The sequence below is a fragment of the Microbacterium esteraromaticum genome (genome assembly GCF_028747645.1).
Lineage (GTDB): Bacteria > Actinomycetota > Actinomycetes > Actinomycetales > Microbacteriaceae > Microbacterium > Microbacterium esteraromaticum_C.
The window spans coordinates 2,369,627-2,387,304 of record NZ_CP118100.1 but is presented as its reverse complement, the minus strand read 5'-3'; the positions used below and the strand labels follow the sequence as shown (position 1 = coordinate 2,387,304).

Here is a 17,678-nt window from a genome sequence, read left to right as displayed (position 1 = left end):
CGTCTTCCGCTGGGCGTCAGGCGGACTTGCCGACCTTCAGCATGTATCCGAAACCGCGCTTGGTCTGGATCACTGACTCCTCGGTGTGCGGGTCGATCTTGCGTCGCAGATACGAGATGTAGCTCTCGACGATGCCGGCGTCGCCGTTGAAGTCGTACTCCCAGACGTGATCGAGGATCTGGGCCTTCGACAGCACGCGGTTGGGGTTGAGCATCAGGTACTTGAGCAGCTTGAACTCGGTCGGGCTGAGCTCGATCGGGATCTTGCCGACGAAGACGTCGTGTGTGTCCTGGTCCATCGAGAGCTCGCCGGCACGGATCAGCGACTCCTCATCGGCCTGCATGGTGCGCCGCAGGATCGCCTGCGCACGGGCGACGATCTCGTCGAGCGCGAACGGCTTGGTGACGTAGTCGTCGCCGCCCGAGTTGAGGCCCTCGATCTTGTCCTGGGTATCATCCTTCGCGGTGAGGAACAGGATCGGCGCGGTGAATCCGGCACCGCGGAGGCGCTTGGTGACGCTGAAGCCGTTCATATCGGGCAGCATCACATCGAGGATGATGAGGTCAGGCTCCTCTTCGAGGACGGCCGAGATGGTGGCCGCGCCGTTGGCGACCGTCTTCACTTTGAAGCCGGCGAAGCTGAGACCCCGGGAGAGCAGGTCGCGGATGTTCGGTTCGTCATCGACGACCAGAATGCGCGCATCAGTCATGACCCCATTATGGTGACTTCGCCATGGTGTCGGCTGATTGTCTTCGGAGGTGCGGCGCTTCACCCGTTCGTGGAGTCGGTGTGCGTCGGATGTCCGCTACGCGGCGGTCAGGTCGTGGGCGTCGAGGATCGTGTAGCTGTACCCCTGCTCAGCGAGGAATCGCTGTCGGTTCTGCGCGTAGTCCTGGTCGACGGTGTCGCGGGCGATCAGCGTGTAGAAGCTCGCCGTGTGGTTCGACTGCTTGGGGCGCAGCAACCGGCCCAGACGCTGGGCCTCCTCCTGGCGGGAACCGAACGAACCCGACACCTGGATGGCGACGGACGCCTCGGGCAGGTCGATCGAGAAATTCGCGACCTTCGAGACCACGAGAAGCGAGATCTCGCCCTCGCGGAACTGCCGGTACAGCTCCTCACGCTCGTCGACCGGCGTCGCGCCGGTGATCCGCGGGGCGCCGAGGGCATCTGACAGCGCCTCGAGCTGGTCGAGGTACTGCCCGATGACGAGGATTCGCTCACCGGGGTGTTTGTCGATCAGCTCGCGCACGGCGGTGATCTTCGCCGGTGCCGATGCCGCGAGGCGGTAGCGCTCGTCGTCGGTCGCGGCGGCGTACTCCAGCCGGTCGCTCGGCGGCAGATCCACCCGCACCTCGAAGCACGCCGCGGGCGAGATGAACCCCTGCGACTCGATCTGCTTCCACGGTGCGTCGAAGCGCTTTGGCCCGATCAGGCTGAACACGTCGCCTTCGCGGCCGTCCTCGCGCACCAGCGTGGCGGTCAGCCCGATCCGGCGGCGCGCCTGCAGGTCGGCGGTCAGCTTGAACACCGGCGCCGGCAGCAGGTGCACCTCGTCGTACACGATCAGCCCCCAGTCCATCTCATCGAGCAGCGACAGGTGGGCGTACTGGCCCTTCCTCTTCGCCGTCAGGATCTGGTAGGTGGCGATCGTGACCGGCTTGACCTCCTTGGCCTGCCCGGAGTACTCGCCGATCTCCTCGGGAGTCAGCGAGGTACGCTTGAGCAACTCGTCGCGCCACTGGCGGGCCGAGACGGTGTTGGTCACCAGGATCAGCGTCGTCGTCCCGGTTGCCGCCATGGCTCCCGCGCCGACGATCGTCTTTCCGGCGCCACAGGGGAGCACGACCACCCCAGAACCGTCCTTCGCGAACGCGTCGACGGCCTCACGCTGGTAGGGGCGCATCGTCCAGCCGTCCTCGGCGAGATCGATCTCGTGCGGAGTGCCGGGGGTGTACCCGGCGAGATCCTCGGCCGGCCACCCGATCTTGAGCAGCTCCTGCTTGACCTGCCCGCGCGCCCAGGCGTCGACGACGTAGGTGTCGGGACTCGGATGCCCGATGAGCAGCGGCTGGATGCGCTTGTTCCCCGCCACCTGTGTCAGCACCGCCGGATCGCTGGAGCGCAGGATCAGCGCACCCTCGTCATCGCGCTCGATCACCAGGCGTCCATACCGGTTCACCGTCTCGCGCAGGTCGACGGCCACCGATGGCGGCACGGGGAAGCGCGACCACCGGTCGAGCGTCTCGAGCATGTCCTCAGCGGTGTGGCCCGCCGCGCGAGCGTTCCACAGACCCAATCGCGTGATGCGGTAGGTGTGGATGTGTTCCGGCGCGCGCTCAAGCTCGGCGAAGATCGCCAGTTCGTGCCGGGCCGACTCGGCATCGGCGTGCGCGACCTCCAGCAGCACGGTGCGGTCGCTCTGGACGATCAGGGGGCCATCAGACATAGCGGATCAGTCTACCCGCCGCCCATGTGGTCAGCTCTCCAGCATCCGCACCGATCGGATGCTGCGCACCGGCAGCGTTCGCTCCACGTCGGCGGCGCGGTCGCGACCGCGCAGGCGGCCGCCGCCGAGCCCGGAGGCCTCCAGCGTGAGCTCCCGGCTTGAACCGTCGGGCATCGCCACCTCGACGACCACGAGTGCGCGAGCGCGGACCGCTGCATCCAACTCGCGGTCGAGCCAAGCAGCATCCGCATCCGGTCCTTGCCGGGAGCGCAGCCGTGCGATCAGCGGCGCGTATGACAGCTCCTGCGGGCCCTCAGTCGGCGCCAGCCGGGTGCGCGAGGCGGCCACCGGGATCCCGCCGCGATCCACCAACGTCGCCGGGTAGCGGGCGTCGGTCAGCGCCCAGGTCACGGTCTGCGCACCGACCCGCGACACGAGCACGTCGCCATCGCGCACCAGGCCCATCGGGCGCAGGCTGCGATCGATCTCGATCGCTTCCAGCAGATGGTCGTCAGCGCTCGACACCACCGTGCCGCCGGTCGCGTCGGGGCCGACGCGCACCAGGCCATGACGCGCCGCCGTCTGGGCGAGCAGGTACTCCAGGGGTTGCGGGACGCCGGTCAGCGACACCTCGCGCAGGAACCCGAGGATCCCCTGCTGGGTCTCGCCTTCGGCCAGTGCGCGAGCGAGGGCATCCGCCGTGAAACGGTACGACGAGGCCTGCGCCGCCGACTCGTGCTCGGTCATCGCCCGCAGCCGGTTGTCGAGCGCCGGCACCAGGGGGCCCGGCGCGATCGCGGTGAGGTCGTTCTGCAGGAACAGCCGGTCCACCTCGGTCGGCAGGAGCGCTTCGAGCGCGCGCGTGTCAACGGCTGCGCCGGCGCGCAGCGGCTCAGCCCACTCGGGTTCGGTGCCGTCCTCGGCGAGCAGCCCCAGGAGCTCGGCGAGCCGCTGCAGCTGCGCGGCCCGCGCCGGCCAGGCCGGGTCCCAGGGATGCGCCTCTGGCCAGTGCGCCGCCGGAAGCCACCCGTTCGCGGAGCGGATGCCGCGCGGCAGAGCCGCCCGGAGAGCGTCGGCGACCTGCGCCCATCGCGGTCCGAACGAGGCAGCCAGCCATTCCTCGGCAGCGGCGGTGATGCGCAGCTCGCGGTCGACCGGACGCACGAGCCCGGCCGTCTCGGCGAGCACCCGAAGATCCTCGACGTTGCCGGCACCGGCGAACTGTCGCCGCTCCGAGGCGCTCAGCGCGCCGGTCGCCACCAACGACAGCGGTGCGGAACGCGTCGCAAGCAGCAGATCGGCCACCGCGCCGATGGTCGTGAAGGCGCGTTCCGCGGCGCGTGCGGCGACGGCGTCGGATGCCCTCTCCACGGTGGTCTGCGCGGGGTCCGGCACCGGGCCGCGGGCCGTCACGGCGGCGGCGACCGGTGCCGGTGCGCGGCCGTCGGCGTCCAGAAGCGCGAGATCGTCCAGGGCGGCCGGAGCCGTGGCATCCGATGATCCGGTGACCGCCGCATGCACCGTCTGCGCCTCAGGCAGAGTGAGTGCTTCGAGACCGCGATCGATCGACGCGGACTCGAGCAACGCCTCGGCCGCGTCGAAGAAGTCTTCCCATGCGACGTCCGGGCGCACCCCCCTGATGCGCAGCAGCCGTTCCAGCTGCGCATCGCTCGCCGCGGCGAGCCGGTCGGCCAGCGGGCGTGCGTGGGTGCTCATCGGGGCCGCTTGTTCTCAGGACCGCTTGTTCGCGCGTCCCTTGCGCACGAAACTGATCGTCAGCAGCGCGATGATCATCACGAACGCCAGAGGCAGACCGAACAGGGGGAGCGCCGCGATGAACGGCCAGACACCGCTGCCGAACGACTCCTGATCCATGCCGGTGGACGTTCCGATGATGATCGCGAAGAAGCTGATGATGGAGGCGGCGGCGAGGCCGAGCGCCCCGTACGCCAGGAATCGTTCCAGGCTGCCGGTGCGTGGTTCGGGGCTCTGCTCATGCGTACTCATCCTTCTCAGCGTATCGCCTGCGGCTCACCGGCAGACGGGTAGGCTGGAGGCAGTCGCGCGCCGCGCGGCTTTTCATCATTCTTCAGTGAGGTTCTCGCATGCCCACCGGCAAGGTCAGGTTCTACGACGACGAGAAGGGGTTCGGCTTCATCGCAGGCGATGACGGTCAGGACGTCTTCCTGCACGCCTCGGCCCTTCCCGAAGGCGTCGCGGTCAAGAAGAACTCGCGCGTCGAGTTCGGTCTCGCCGACGGTCGCAAGGGGCCGCAGGCGCTGTCCGTGCGCGTGCTGGACGCCCCGCCGAGCCTGGCGAAGGCCGCACGCAAGAATGCTGACGACATGGCCGTCATCGTCGAGGACCTGGTGCGTCTGCTCGACGAGATGGGCGGAGCACTGCGCCACGGGCGCTACCCCTCCCCGGCCCAGGGTCGCAAGATCGCTGCCGTGCTGCGCAAGGTCGCCGATGACCTCGACGCCTGACGAACTCGCCGCGGCGACGCGAGAGCTCGCCCTGGCCGCGCTGCACGAGATCACTCCTGCGGCAACGGTCGGCCCGCCCGCTGGGTACAGCGTCGACGACTCGGGCGCCGTCTCACTGCGCTTCGAGAACCGTCTCTCCGGGTATCCGGGGTGGTACTGGACGGTCAGTGTCGCCCAGGTCGAGGACGCGGAGCCCACCGTGCTCGAGGTCGAGCTCATGCCGGGCGAGGGCGCGTTGCTGGCACCGGACTGGGTGCCGTGGGCTGAGCGCCTGGCCGAGTACCGTGCACATCAGGCGGAACTCGCCGCGCAGGGCGCAGAGTCGGATGCTGACGAAGAAGACACCGAGGACGATGACGCAGACCTCGACGACGTCGACGACCTCGACGCGTCGGACTTCGACGAAGACGGCTCGCCGCACCTGCATGGCGGAGATCTCGACGGCGTCGACATCGACGAGCTCGATGAGGATGACGCTGATGAGGCGGACGACGAGTCCTGAGCCACGCGTCTGTCGGGCCCCGCGCTCTGAGCCTCGCGCTCTCTGACGACTGAATCGCTCGCTCACTGACGAACTCGCGCGCTGACGACGATGGAGCCCCGCCCGCGGACCGATGGTCTGCGGGCGGGGCTCTGTGTTGAAGTCAGGTCTGGATCAGCCCTGCTGCGCAAGCACGTAGTCGATCGAGCGGATCAGCTGCCGTACGTCATCGGGCTCGATCGCCACGAACGTCGCCACCCGCAGCTGGTTGCGGCCGAGCTTGCGGTACGGTTCGGTGTCGACGACCCCGTTCGCGCGCAACGTCTTGGCAATGGCTGCGGCGTCGATGCTGTCGTCGAAGTCGATCGTGACGACGACGGGAGAGCGGTAGGCCGGGTCGGCGACGAACGGCGTCGCGACGTCGGATGCGCTTGCCCAGTCGTACAGCAGGCCGGAGGACTCCGCGGTGCGGGCAGCGGCCCAGCTGAGGCCTCCGTTGCCCAGCATCCACTCCAGCTGCGAGTCGAGCAGGTGCAGGGTGGTGAGCGCCGGTGTGTTCAGCGTCTGGTTCAGGCGCGAGTTGTCGACCGCGTTCTTCAGGCTGAGGAACTCGGGGATGTATCGGTCCGAGGCGGCGATGCGTTCGATGCGTTCGATGGCAGCCGGAGACATCGCGGCGAACCAGATGCCGCCGTCCGAGCCGAGGTTCTTCTGCGGGGCGAAGTAGTACACGTCTGCCTGCGTGGTATCGAAGTCGATGCCGCCGGCCGCGCTGGTTGCATCGATGACCGTCAGTGCCCCGTCCGAGGCGACGCGCTGTACAGGGGCGGCGACGCCGGTGGAGGTCTCGTTGTGAGGCCAGGCATACACGTCGACGCCGTCGACGAGCTCGGGCGTCGTCGCGGTGCCCGGCTCTGCCTGGCGGACGTCGGGTGTCTCCAGCCACGGAGCGGCGGCGGCCTTGGCGAACTTGCCACCGAACTCGCCGAACACGAGGTTCTGGCTGCGGCGCTCGATGAGGCCGAATGCCGCGGCATCCCAGAACGCCGTGGAGCCACCGTTGCCGAGCACGATCTCGTACCCGTCCGGCAGGCGGAACAGGCTCGTGAGACGCTCTCGGACGCTGCCGACGAGGTTCTTGACGCCCGCCTGGCGGTGCGAGGTGCCCAGCAGGCTCATGCCCACCGAGGACAGCGCCTCGATCTGCGCGGGGCGCACTTTGGACGGACCACAGCCGAAGCGTCCGTCGACGGGCAGGAGTTCACGGGGGATCTCGATCGCCATGCTGTTGATTGTATGCCGCATGGGAAGTGCCATCCGTCGTGTGACGAGCCGTTGACGATCGCCGGGAAGGTAGGCTTGCCTAACACGCTTCGGAGGGCCCGCATGACCGACTTGATCGACACCACAGAGATGTATCTGCGCACCATCCTCGAACTCGAGGAGGAGAACATCGTGCCGTTGCGCGCACGCATCTCGGAGCGCCTCGGGCACTCCGGTCCGACCGTCTCGCAGACGGTGGGGCGCATGGAGCGCGACGGCCTGGTCGTCGTGTCTGAGGATCGGCGCCTCGAACTCACCGACGACGGTCGCCGCAAGGCCGTCGACGTGATGCGCAAGCACCGTCTCGCCGAGCGCTTGCTGTCGGATGTCATCGGTCTGGACTGGGCGTACGTGCACGACGAGGCGTGCCGGTGGGAGCACGTGATGAGCGAGCAGGTCGAGCGCCGCTTGGTCGAACTGCTCGGGCATCCGACCGAATCCCCCTACGGCAACCCGATCCCCGGTCTCGACCAGCTCGGTGACGTCGCCACGCCGGCGTTCGACGAGGGCGTCATCGGATTGGTCAAGAAGCTCGACGCCGAGGGTGGCCCCATTCAGGGCACCGTGCGCCGTCTCGCCGAGCCCGCGCAGGTCGACCCCGAGCTTCTCGAGCAGTTGCGCGAGGCCGGTGTCGTGCCCGGCGCAACAGGCGACTACCGCTACAGCGAGGGGTACGTCCTGATCCGTATGGAGGGTCGGGAAGAGGGGCTGGAGCTTCCGGTCGAGCTCGCATCGCACATCTTCCTGGTTCAGTCAAAGGCCTGATCAGGGATTGTTTTTCGGTCGGTGGAGCGGATTGCCAGGTTCTGAGGGTGACAGAAACGTTATCGTCCGGTAGCCTCGGTGAAGTCGTCGGCGCAGAAGCCCGCCGGTGACGATCGCGAGGATCGCCTCCCCGGTTCATCGTCCTCGCGAGCAGTTCGCACAACGTGCCGTGTCATACGTGCCCGAGAATCGACATTGCTGATGAACCGGCGCTTTACCCGAGCGCGGAGGCGCAGGAGGACACCCTTTTGGCCGCAGATATCGTCACGACCGAGACAGCTGAAGAAAAGAAGTCCGTACGGGCGCGCGTATCCGACGCACGCCGCGCGAGCGTCAAGCCGATGCGAACGGTCGCGATCTTCGCGGCCGTGAGCGCGCTGGTCGCCGCTGTCGCACTTCCCGCCTACGCGGCGACTAATCCGGTCACAGACCAGGCAACCACCCTGCAGCAGATGGCTGTGAGCGATGCGCAGTCGCTCGTTGTCGCCTCAGAGGCCACCGCAGCGCCCCTGGAGCGCGGTGAGTACTCGGCAACCACGCCGGACGAGATCGCGAAGAAGAAGGCCGAAGAGGCAGCCAAGGCCCGTGCCGCAGCCGCCGCTCGTGTCGCCGCGGCCAACAACAGTGGCGCTGCGATCAGCGATGCCGACCTCCGGCTGGCAGCTGCCGGCTCGGGTGCGGTCCGCTATCCGGTTCCGCAGGGCTCGTACTACGTCAGCCGCACCCTCGGCAACGGTCACAATGGCGCCGACATGGTCGCCCCTGCGGGTACGCCGATCTTCGCGACGGCCAGCGGAGTCGTGCGCATCTCGTCCGAGGGCTACTACGGCTACGGCGTGGCCATCGTGATCGACTCGGTCGTCGGTGGCCAGCGCGTGTCGACGCTCTACGCGCACATGATCAACGGAAGCCGCGCCGTGCAGGCGGGGCAGACCGTCGAGGCCGGCCAGTTCATCGGCAAGGTCGGCAACACCGGTCGCTCCTACGGCGCTCACCTGCACTACGAGGTCAAGGTCAACGGTTCGCTCGTCGAGCCGATCAGCTGGCTGCGCGCCAACGCTTCCTGACCCGACACGTTGCCGCGGTTCATCTGCGGTTCGCCTTCTGGTCAGGGCGATGGGCTAGCCTGTACGCGTCGTCGTACAGGCAGGAGAAGCAGATGGAACCGATACCGGGCATCCGAACCATGGATGCGCACGGCCATCGGAGCCATCTGCACCGTCCGCAGGGACGGTTCGGTTCCGCCGAGCGCGAATGGCGCTGTCGCTAGACAGCGCCTTTTTCGTATCTGCCCTCATCTGCCGCCCGTGCGACGTCGTGTGAGTCGAGAGTGCCGGGAAGCCATCCCGGCGGATCGAAGGGATGACGACGATGCGCACACTGGTACTGAACGCCGGATATGAACCGCTCACGGTGGTCTCGTTCAAGAGAGCCCTGGTCCTGGTCATGAATGACAAGGCGAGCGTGATCGAGCACGTGGAGAACGACCCCGTTGTGGCCGGACGCAACGCGTACGACAGACCCGTCGTGATCCTGCTCACCCGCTACGTGCGCGTGCCGTCGACGCGCAGAGTGCCGGTGACGCGTCGCGGCGTGCTGCGTCGCGATGAGCACCGGTGCGGCTACTGCGGCAAATCCGCGGCGACCATCGACCATGTGCTTCCCCGTTCCCGTGGGGGAGGGAACAGCTGGGAGAATCTCGTCGCCTGCTGCCTGAGGTGCAACAACGCCAAGAGCGATCGCACGCCGCAGGAGATGGGTTGGGCGCTGCGAGTGACGCCGCGGCAACCGCGTGGTTCGTCGTGGACGCTGCGCGGCGCGGAGCGAGGAGACCCGCGGTGGGAGCCGTATCTGGCGCTTGCGGCCTAGCCGTTCGGCCGACGCATTGGTGGTGCCCTCGACAGGATTCGAACCTGCGACCTGCCCTTTAGGAGAGGGCTGCTCTATCCAGCTGAGCTACGAAGGCGCACGGCAAGTCTAACCGTGTCGGATCGGCGACGAGAGCGCGAGAGGGCGCCGGGAAGAACCCGGCACCCTCTCGGCGTCGTCAGTGAGCGGCGTTGTAGGCGTCCACGATTTCGGCGGGAATGCGCCCGCGCTCGGAGACCTCGTGGCCCTGCTCCTTCGCCCACGCGCGGATCGCGGCGGAATCGGAGTTCCGTGCCGCACGGCGGCGGGGGGCCGATGCGCGGGCTCCAGACGCCGACGACCGGCGTCCCGCTTCGATGTACGGCGCGAGCGCGACACGCAGCTCCTCGGCGTGAGCGGCCGTCAGATCGATCTCGTAGGCGGTTCCATTCAGAGAGAAATGAATGGTCTCGCCCTCGCCGACCTCGAGCAGCGTTCCGTCGATGTCGTCAACCAGTTGATGCACAATTCGTCGAGCCATGCAGGTCACACTATTCCGATATCTCGGAGGTGGCAATACGCCACGCGCATTGATGTCAGAGAATTGCGCCGCCGAAGATCTCGAATTCGACGAATCAATTCAGCCGATCGATTCAGGGCAATAGGCCGAGACGGCGGGCTCGGGTCACAGCCGCGTGGCGCGTCGAGGCATCGAGCTTCGACATCGCCGCACCAAGGTATGCCTTGACAGTGCCCTCGCGCAGGCTGAGCTGGGCAGCGATCTGTGCGTTCGTCGATCCCATCGCGGCGCACGACAGCACATCCAGTTCGCGTCGCGAGAGGTGCACGGTCTGCACCGGTTCGGTCACGGGCTCTGCCTGGGGCGCGGCAAGTCCCAACAGCCGCCGTTCGACGGACGCGATCCGACCGCGTAGCGCGTCATCGGTGAGCAACGCGGCGATGCTGCGCAACTCGGCGAAGCTCTCGCGCAGGTCTTCGCGCTGCGTGGCGTCCAGCACCGGGGCCGGTGCCATCTCGCGCACGCGTCGCTCTACCTCGTCACGCACCCTCAGCTCGGTGCCGATCCGTTGCACGACGCCCATGGCGGGAGCCGTCGTGACTCCGCCGATCTGAGACTCCTCCCACGCGCCGGCGTAGAGGACGCCTCGGGGGCGGCCGTCGACGATGATCGGCAGCGCCAGCAGAGTGCGCAGGCCTTCGCCCAGCACGTACACGTCGTAATCGTGAGTGATCTGCCGGGAGGTGCGGTAGTCATTGGTCATCCGCGGACGCAACTCGATCATCGCTCGTCCGCCCAATCCGCGCTCGGGTCGGACGCTCAGACCGTCCAAGCTGCGCGTGCGGTTTCCGATGATGTTCGTCACCGACACGGTGCCGTGATCGATGAGTCCGCCGAATGCGACCGGGAAACGGGTACAGCGAGCCAGCTCGCGCACCCCCTCGGCGACGAGCTGCTCGACCGGTTCGCACCGTGCGATCGTGCTCAAACGACTACCAACTTTCGGGGGTGACGACCCCGTCCACCCATTTCGTAGCGTCGACCCTATCACTCGCGCGGCACTGCCGCGTGGCAATGGACATGCGGCAAGGAGGCCTCATGACAGATCGAATCATCGATGAATCCGGTGGCGGAATCGACTACATCGCGGTGGAGGAATCCGAGAGGTTCCAGGGACTCAAGCGCATGCAACGGTCATTCATCTTCCCGCTCGCGGCGTTCTTCCTGCTGTGGTACTTCGCCTATGTGCTGCTCGCCGCATTCGCTGCGGACTTCATGAGCCAGCGCGTCTGGGGCGACATCACCGTCGGACTGATTCTCGGACTCGGACAGTTCGTCACGACATTCGCGATCACGATGGCGTACGTTTCCTTCGCGAACCGCAAGCTCGATCCGGTGGCGAAAGAGATCCGTGAGGACCTGGAGCGGGCGGAGATCGTGAAATGACCGAGATCACGTTTGCCGCCGCGAATTCGCAGAACGATCCCGTTCTCAACATCGCCATCTTCGGCGCATTCGTCGCCGTCACACTCTTCATCGTGATCCGCGCCAGCCGCAACAACAAGACGGCGGCTGACTACTACGCGGCCGGTCGCTCGTTCAGCGGCACGCAGAACGGATTCGCGATCGCGGGCGACTATCTGTCGGCCGCGTCCTTCCTCGGAATCGTCGGGGCGATCGCCGTGAACGGCTACGACGGGTTCCTGTACTCGATCGGGTTCCTCGTCGCATGGTTGGTGGCACTGTTGCTCGTCGCAGAGCTGATGCGCAACACCGGCAAGTTCACCATGGCCGACGTGCTCGCGTTCCGGCTCAAGCAACGTCCTGTGCGGATGGCGGCTGCGGTGACAACCCTCGCCGTGTGCTTCTTCTACCTGCTCGCGCAGATGGCCGGCGCCGGCGGGTTGGTCTCACTGCTGCTCGGCATCGACAGTCGCGTCGGGCAATCGGTCGTGATCGCGATCGTCGGTGTGCTGATGATCGTGTACGTGCTCATCGGAGGTATGAAGGGCACCACGTGGGTGCAGATCGTCAAAGCGGGCCTGCTCATCGCGGGCGCCGTCGGCATGGCGCTGTGGGTGCTCGCCCTGAACGGGTTCAGCTTGAACACGCTGTTGGAGGCCGCGGTGGCGCAGTCGCCTGACGGTGAGAAGGTGCTCGGCCCGGGCCTCAAGTACGGGGCGAACCCGATCGACTTCATCTCGCTGGGCATGGCGCTGGTGCTCGGCACGGCCGGGCTGCCGCACGTGCTGATGCGCTTCTACACCGTGCCGACGGCCAAGGAGGCGCGTCGATCGGTGGTGTGGGCGATCTGGCTGATCGGCCTGTTCTATCTGCTGACGCTGGTGCTCGGCTACGGTGCCGGTGCACTGGTGGGTGGCGAGACGATCCTCAGTGCTCCCGGAGGCGTCAACTCGGCCGCACCCCTGCTGGCACAGGCGCTGGGCGGCCCCGTGCTGATGGGCTTCATCTCGGCGGTGGCGTTTGCCACGATCCTGGCGGTCGTGGCCGGCCTCACCATCACGGCGGCGGCATCGTTCGCCCATGACATCTATGCGAACGTCATCAAGCGCGACAAGAACGGAAAGGTGACGGCCGACCCGAACGGCGAGGTCAAGGTCGCTCGGCGCACCGTCATCGTGATCGGCGTGCTGGCGATCCTCGGCGGCATCGGCGCCCAGGGGCAGAACATCGCCTTCCTCGTCGCGCTGGCCTTCGCCGTGGCCGCCAGCGCGAATCTGCCGACCATCCTTTACTCGCTGTTCTGGAAGAAGTTCAACACCCGTGGCGCGGTGTGGAGCATGTACGGAGGTCTGCTGGGAGCGATCGGTCTCATCGTCATCTCGCCGGTGTTCTCGGGTTCGGAGACCTCGATGGTCCCCGGTATCGACATCGCGATCTTCCCGCTGAGCAACCCGGGGATCATCTCGATTCCGCTCGGATTCTTCCTCGGCTGGCTCGGTACCGTCACCGCCAGGACGAAGGAGTCGCGTGCGCTCGCCGCCGAGATGGAGGTGCGATCGCTCACCGGCTTCGGTGCGGAGAAAGCGGTCGATCACTAGGCGACCGCTCGCGGTGCCATCAGCGCCTACCGACCAGCGGACCCCGGCGGCCTACTCGCCGGGGTCCGCTGCGTTCACGATCACGATCACGATCACGATCCCGAACCCGTTTCCCGTTCGAGATCGAGGAGGAAGCGCTTGCGCTCGGGATGGGAGCCGTACTGGCCCGGCGAACCGTCGGAGCGGATCACGCGATGCACCGGCACGATCACCGAGAACGGGGTGAGTCGGCACGCGGTGCCCACGGCCCGAGCCGCACCCGGGCTGCCGGCGGTCACGGCCACCTCGCCGTAGCTCATCGTCTCGCCCCACGGGATCGTGCAGATCGTCTGCAACGCCGCGCGGGCGAACCCGTCGATCAGCCGCCAATCGAAGGCGATGCGTTCGTCGAACCGAATAGGCTCGCCCTCGAAGTAGTCGGAGACCAGATGCGCGAGCTCGTCGGCGGCGCCCGGGTCGTGCCGCAGCGGTACACCCAGGCGGCGGCCGAAGCTCTCGAGCAGCCACGGCACGCTGGGGTCGTCTGTCTCGGAGAGATCGAAGCCGACGACACCGGTATCGGAGAACACCGCCAGCGCATCGCCGAACGGTGTCGGAACGTAGTCGTGTCGGAAGGTCATGACCCCATCATCGCGTCGGGCACCGACGGCGTGGTCCCGAATGCCGCTTTCGGTGGAGAACGGCACGAGAGTGCCGATTGTGGAGGAGAACTGGGCGCGGGGGCCGGGAAACGCCGTGTACCGGCCAGAAATACGAGGCACGGCGCGTGCGCCGCTTAGGCTGGCCATGTGTGGCGACGAGATACGAAGGGCGCCGAGGATGCCGGAGCTGAACCCACGGTGAGACTCGGCGATCTGAGCGACTCCGCGACCGGTGTCGAGATCGCGCACGCTGCCGAGACGTTGCGCGCCAGTCTGCGCGCCCAAGCCGCCGATCTCGGCGGGCCCTCGCCGCTCGTGACCTTCGTCGAAGCGCCTGACGCCGGCATCGACATCTCCACAGCGCACCCCGGAAGCCTGCCGCAGTTCATTACGGGGCGATCGACGCTGCTGTCGAACCTCTTCCGTGATGAGGTGGGGTTGCGCACCGCCCGCCTGGCCGCCGAGCGCATCACCACTCGCGGTGCGGAACTGCGCGCCGTGCGCGGCATCGACGCGGTGCGACTGGCCGTCGGGATCGCCCGTTGGAGGCTCGGTGGCGTCGACTTCGCGGCGCCGGTGCTGCTACGCCCCCTGGCCATCCGGCGGCACCACGCCGACTTCGAGCTCAAACTGCACGGTGCGTTCGAGGTCAACCCCGAGCTTGTGCGGGTCGCACGTGAGCACTTCGGTATCGATCTGGATCCGGCGGGGCTCGCCCGTCTCGCGTACGACGGCGGGATCTTCAAACCGCAGCCGGTGATCGACCGGCTGCGCACGTTGACCCAGTCCATCGATACCTTCGCGGTGCACCCGCGCCTGATTGTCTCGACGTTCGCCGACGTCGCCGGACCGATGGTGCGCGACATGGTCGACCTCGACCACCCGGTACTCAACGCGCTCGGCGGTCACGCCGATGATCGTGAGCAGGCGAGGGCCCGCCGCGAGGCGCCCGCCGTCACCGATCCGGACGACCGGGCACCAGCATCCGAGACCCTCCTGCTCGATGCCGACGCGGAACAGGAGGCGGTGCTCGCGCGCATCGCGGCCGGGCATTCGCTGGTGGTGTCGACGCTGCCGGGAACAGGCGGTACCCAGACCGTGATCAACGCGCTGGGCGCCTTCGTGCGTGCAGGCAAGCGTGTGCTCGTGGTCTCGGCGCGCCGATCCACGCTCGACGGGGTGGCGCACCGGCTCGCCGGTGTCGGACTGGAGGGGCTTGCCGTCTCGCCGGGAGCCGTGCGCCGCGACCTCATCAAGGCGATCGGACGCAACGAGAAGGCGACCAGGCCGAAGGCCACCGAGATCGACGAGGCGCTGGTGCGTCTGCGCGCCGTGCTTCGCGACTACCGTGCCGCGGTCACCCAACCGGTGGGGCGCACGGGGGCATCCGTCCTCGATGCCACACGGCAGTTGACCCGTCTCGCCCTGCACGCGGTCCCGCCGTCGACCGGTGCGCGCCTGTCGATGGACGCGCTGGAGCGCCTTTCCGGCGATCGCAGTGATGCAGCGCAGGCGCTGACCCGCGCCGCACGACTGGGTGAGTTCCGGTTCGGACCCGATGATTCACCCTGGTACGGCGTCAGCTTCGACAGCGCCGAGAAAGCGCAGCACGCGCACGAGCTTGCCGGGCGGTTGCACACCGTGGCCGTTCCCGCCGTGCTGGAGCAGGGGTACGAGCTCATCGCCCAGACGAGCATGCGTCCGTTCTCGACGATCGACGAGCTCGGCGAATACGTGCGTCTGCTGCAGGGCATCCGGGACTCCCTCGATCACTTCAGCCCGACCGTCTTCGAACGCCCGCTGGGCGAGCTCATCCGCGCCTACGGTTCGCGGCGTGACGCTCCCGGGATGTCGGCGGCGAACCGGCGACGGCTGAAGAAGCTCGCTCGCGAGTACGTGCGTCCGGGCGCTCACGTCACCGAGATGCACGAGGCGCTGCTGCGCATCCAGCAGCAGCGCACGCAGTGGCAGCGCTATGTCGAGGCCGGCGTCGCACCGCAGGTACCGCTCGGACTGTTAGATGTGCACGCCGCATGGCAGCGGGTGTCGGCTGAACTCGCTGAACTCGACACCGCCCTGGGGCGCAAGGAACCGCTGTCGGCGTTGCCGGTGGCACGTCTGGTGCGCACGCTGTCGGGGCTCGCCGCGCGTTCGGCGGTGTTCGACAACCTGATCGAGCGCACCGAAATCCGCGACGCGCTCACCGATCTCGGCCTGCGCCCGTTGCTGGCCGATCTCTCGGTGCGGCACGTTCCCGAAGAGCGCGTGGCGGACGAACTGGAGTTCTGCTGGTGGCAGTCGCTGCTCGAGCGCGCCCTGCAGGATGACCGTTCACTGCTCGGCGCCAACACTGCGGTCGTCGATCGGCTCGAGCGCGATTTTCGTCTGGTGGATGAGGCGCACACGGCGATGGCCGGCCCGTTGCTGGCCTGGAATCTCGCGAACCAGTGGCGGATCGCGATTGTCGACGAGCCCGCGCAGGCCGCGAACCTGCGTCGTGCGCTGAAGGGCGGTGAGGCCACACCCGCCGAGATCGTGTCGGCCGCGCCCGACCTGGTGCGGGTGCTCGCCCCGGTCTGGATAGCTTCGCCCTACGAGGTGCCCGAGATCCCCGACTCCGTGGATTTCGACGCGGTCCTGCTGGTGGACGCCGCGGCCGTCAACCTCGCCGAGGCGGCACCGGCCATCCGTCGTGCCCGTCAGATCGTCGCGTTCGGTGACCCGGTCACGCAGCGTCCGACGCCGTTCGACGTGGCGACGCTGCCGGCGGCGGATTGGGAACGCGAGGTGGACTTCGACGATGTCTCGGCCTTCGAACGTCTCGCCGACCTGTTCCCGGTCGTCACGCTCACTCGCAGCTACCGCGCGGGTGGCGAGGACTTGGCCGAGCTGATCAACGATGCCTTCTACGGCGGTGAGATCGTCTCGCTGCCGTGGGCGGGTTCATATCTGGGTCGGGGAAGCCTCACCGTCGACTATGTCGAAGGCGGAGTGGGGATGCCCGACCCGCGCACCGGCGCGGTCGAGAGCCCCGATGCTGAGGTCGCCCGGGTCGTCACCCTGGTGGTCGAGCACGCGGTGCACCGGCCCACAGAGACGCTGATGGTGGTCACTGCGAGCCGGCGTCACGCCGAGCGCGTGCGCACCGCCGTCGCCGCGGCGCTCGCCGGGCGATCGGACGTCTCGGACTTCGTCGGACGCGACACGGCCGAGCCGTTCGCCGTGTTGACGCTGGAGGAGTCGGTCGCCGAGAGTCGTGACCGCGTGGTGTTCTCTCTGGGCTACGGGCTGACTCGTCATGGCCGTGTGCTCAGCGACTTCGGCGACTTGTCGCAGGAGGACGGCGACCGTCTGCTCACGGTCGGTATGACGCGGGCCCGGCGCTCCATGGTGATCGTCTCGTGCATCCGCCCGTCGTCCTTCGATGAGGGGCGCCTCGCGCACGGCGCGGCGACGCTCATGTCGATCCTCGGCGGGCTCGCGGCGCGTAGCCGCGACGCACGCCTGGAGGACCTCGCGGATCCGCTCACGCTGGCTCTGGCACGCGAACTGCGCCGGCTCGGCGCCGCCGTCGACGTCGACTACCGCGGGCTCCTGCCGCTGGTCGCGCAGCACGACGGTCGTGCCGTGATCATCGAGTCCGATACCGAGCTGGGTGGCGAGTCGCTGCGTGAGAGCCTGCGGCTGCGCCCGCAGGTGCTGCGCCGACTGGGATGGCACTACGTGCGCGTGCACGCCTTCGACCTGTACAGCGACCCCGTGACCGTCGCACGGCGCGTGGCGACCGTGCTCGGCATCGGCGAAGACACGGTGCGTGCCGACAACGACACGCAGCCACTGGACATCGATGACTGACCAGCCGCGCCAGCGCATCGTGCGCGTCGCGGGCGCGCGTCGCGCGAAACTGACCGCGGTCGAGGGGGCGACGAGCGAGCCTCACACCCCGAGCGAGCGCACCGCCGCGCCGAAGGGCGCGAGCGGACCCAATGACGAGCGGATGCTGCGCGACGTCCCTCCGCATTACTGAGCAGGCTGTCTCGCGGGACGGACCTGCCACAACCGTGTGCCGGAACGACGAACGCCCCGCACCGAGAAGGAGCGGG

17 protein-coding genes and 1 tRNA gene are annotated in these 17,678 nt (G+C 67.8%); 9 read left to right on the top strand and 9 right to left on the bottom strand.

Features of this window, described 5'->3' with window-relative positions:
• Positions 1-16 precede the first annotated feature (16 nt).
• The 4 genes from PTQ19_RS11415 to PTQ19_RS11400 all read right to left on the bottom strand — a co-directional run bounded on the left by PTQ19_RS11415 (position 17) and on the right by PTQ19_RS11400 (position 4,456).
• Complete coding sequence (locus PTQ19_RS11415) at positions 17-709, bottom strand: response regulator transcription factor (protein ID WP_179410216.1); 693 nt, start codon at positions 707-709, stop codon at positions 17-19.
• Between the two features lie 96 nt (positions 710-805).
• The gene (locus PTQ19_RS11410) at positions 806-2,449 is read right to left on the bottom strand and encodes a DNA repair helicase XPB (RefSeq protein WP_274367420.1); all 1,644 of its coding nucleotides are present in this window, start codon (positions 2,447-2,449) and stop codon (positions 806-808) included.
• Positions 2,450-2,479: 30 nt separating this feature from the next.
• Positions 2,480-4,165: a helicase-associated domain-containing protein gene (locus PTQ19_RS11405; RefSeq protein WP_274367419.1), complete on the bottom strand. Its 1,686-nt coding sequence runs from the start codon at positions 4,163-4,165 to the stop codon at positions 2,480-2,482.
• A 15-nt stretch (positions 4,166-4,180) separates the two neighbouring features.
• Complete coding sequence (locus PTQ19_RS11400) at positions 4,181-4,456, bottom strand: multidrug ABC transporter ATPase (RefSeq protein WP_206551604.1); 276 nt, start codon at positions 4,454-4,456, stop codon at positions 4,181-4,183.
• Between the two features lie 98 nt (positions 4,457-4,554).
• Here PTQ19_RS11400 and PTQ19_RS11395 point away from each other — a divergent pair, with 98 nt between their 5' ends.
• Together PTQ19_RS11395 and PTQ19_RS11390 are read left to right on the top strand one after the other, a co-directional pair.
• Positions 4,555-4,935: a cold-shock protein gene (locus PTQ19_RS11395; protein WP_179410220.1), complete on the top strand. Its 381-nt coding sequence runs from the start codon at positions 4,555-4,557 to the stop codon at positions 4,933-4,935.
• Positions 4,919-5,437, top strand: coding sequence for a DUF3027 domain-containing protein (locus tag PTQ19_RS11390; protein ID WP_274367418.1), 519 nt, complete (start codon positions 4,919-4,921; stop codon positions 5,435-5,437). Before PTQ19_RS11395 ends, PTQ19_RS11390 begins: the two co-directional genes overlap by 17 nt.
• Before the next feature lie 153 nt (positions 5,438-5,590).
• Here PTQ19_RS11390 and serC read toward each other — a convergent pair whose 3' ends face one another.
• Positions 5,591-6,700 (bottom strand): phosphoserine transaminase, encoded by a 1,110-nt coding sequence (gene serC / locus PTQ19_RS11385; RefSeq protein ID WP_274367417.1) that lies wholly within the window; start codon positions 6,698-6,700, stop codon positions 5,591-5,593.
• Between the two features lie 102 nt (positions 6,701-6,802).
• Between serC and PTQ19_RS11380 the strand changes: the two genes are divergently transcribed.
• The 3 genes from PTQ19_RS11380 (at position 6,803) to PTQ19_RS11370 (ending at position 9,373) form a co-directional block, all read left to right on the top strand.
• Complete coding sequence (locus PTQ19_RS11380) at positions 6,803-7,504, top strand: metal-dependent transcriptional regulator (protein ID WP_274367416.1); 702 nt, start codon at positions 6,803-6,805, stop codon at positions 7,502-7,504.
• Between the two features lie 341 nt (positions 7,505-7,845).
• Positions 7,846-8,571 (top strand): M23 family metallopeptidase, encoded by a 726-nt coding sequence (locus tag PTQ19_RS11375; RefSeq protein WP_206551624.1) that lies wholly within the window; start codon positions 7,846-7,848, stop codon positions 8,569-8,571.
• Between the two features lie 304 nt (positions 8,572-8,875).
• A complete protein-coding gene (locus PTQ19_RS11370) occupies positions 8,876-9,373 on the top strand; it encodes an HNH endonuclease (RefSeq protein WP_274367415.1) in 498 nt (165 codons plus the stop codon).
• Positions 9,374-9,393: 20 nt separating this feature from the next.
• Here PTQ19_RS11370 and PTQ19_RS11365 read toward each other — a convergent pair.
• The 3 genes from PTQ19_RS11365 to PTQ19_RS11355 all read right to left on the bottom strand — a co-directional run bounded on the left by PTQ19_RS11365 (position 9,394) and on the right by PTQ19_RS11355 (position 10,860).
• A tRNA-Arg gene (locus tag PTQ19_RS11365) sits at positions 9,394-9,470 on the bottom strand.
• An 81-nt stretch (positions 9,471-9,551) separates the two neighbouring features.
• A complete protein-coding gene (locus tag PTQ19_RS11360) occupies positions 9,552-9,893 on the bottom strand; it encodes a histone-like nucleoid-structuring protein Lsr2 (RefSeq protein ID WP_206551607.1) in 342 nt (113 codons plus the stop codon).
• A 112-nt stretch (positions 9,894-10,005) separates the two neighbouring features.
• The gene (locus tag PTQ19_RS11355; RefSeq protein ID WP_224818780.1) at positions 10,006-10,860 is read right to left on the bottom strand and encodes a LuxR C-terminal-related transcriptional regulator; all 855 of its coding nucleotides are present in this window, start codon (positions 10,858-10,860) and stop codon (positions 10,006-10,008) included.
• 110 nt (positions 10,861-10,970) lie between these two features.
• On the opposite strand from PTQ19_RS11355, the gene PTQ19_RS11350 reads away from it, so the two are divergent.
• Both PTQ19_RS11350 and PTQ19_RS11345 read left to right on the top strand, forming a co-directional pair.
• A complete protein-coding gene (locus tag PTQ19_RS11350) occupies positions 10,971-11,318 on the top strand; it encodes a DUF485 domain-containing protein (protein ID WP_274367414.1) in 348 nt (115 codons plus the stop codon).
• On the top strand, positions 11,315-12,934 hold the full coding sequence (locus PTQ19_RS11345) for a solute symporter family protein (RefSeq protein WP_274367413.1): 1,620 nt from the start codon (positions 11,315-11,317) through the stop codon (positions 12,932-12,934). The genes PTQ19_RS11350 and PTQ19_RS11345 overlap by 4 nt, the downstream gene beginning before the upstream one ends.
• A 92-nt stretch (positions 12,935-13,026) precedes the next feature.
• On the opposite strand, the gene PTQ19_RS11340 is transcribed toward PTQ19_RS11345, so the two are convergent.
• The gene (locus tag PTQ19_RS11340) at positions 13,027-13,554 is read right to left on the bottom strand and encodes a methylated-DNA--[protein]-cysteine S-methyltransferase (RefSeq protein ID WP_274367412.1); all 528 of its coding nucleotides are present in this window, start codon (positions 13,552-13,554) and stop codon (positions 13,027-13,029) included.
• A 168-nt stretch (positions 13,555-13,722) separates the two neighbouring features.
• Between PTQ19_RS11340 and PTQ19_RS11335 the strand changes: the two genes are divergently transcribed.
• Positions 13,723-17,430: an AAA family ATPase gene (locus tag PTQ19_RS11335; protein ID WP_425313113.1), complete on the top strand. Its 3,708-nt coding sequence runs from the start codon at positions 13,723-13,725 to the stop codon at positions 17,428-17,430.
• On the top strand, positions 17,423-17,602 hold the full coding sequence (locus PTQ19_RS11330) for a hypothetical protein (protein WP_179410230.1): 180 nt from the start codon (positions 17,423-17,425) through the stop codon (positions 17,600-17,602). The genes PTQ19_RS11335 and PTQ19_RS11330 overlap by 8 nt, the downstream gene beginning before the upstream one ends.
• Positions 17,603-17,678 lie beyond the last annotated feature (76 nt).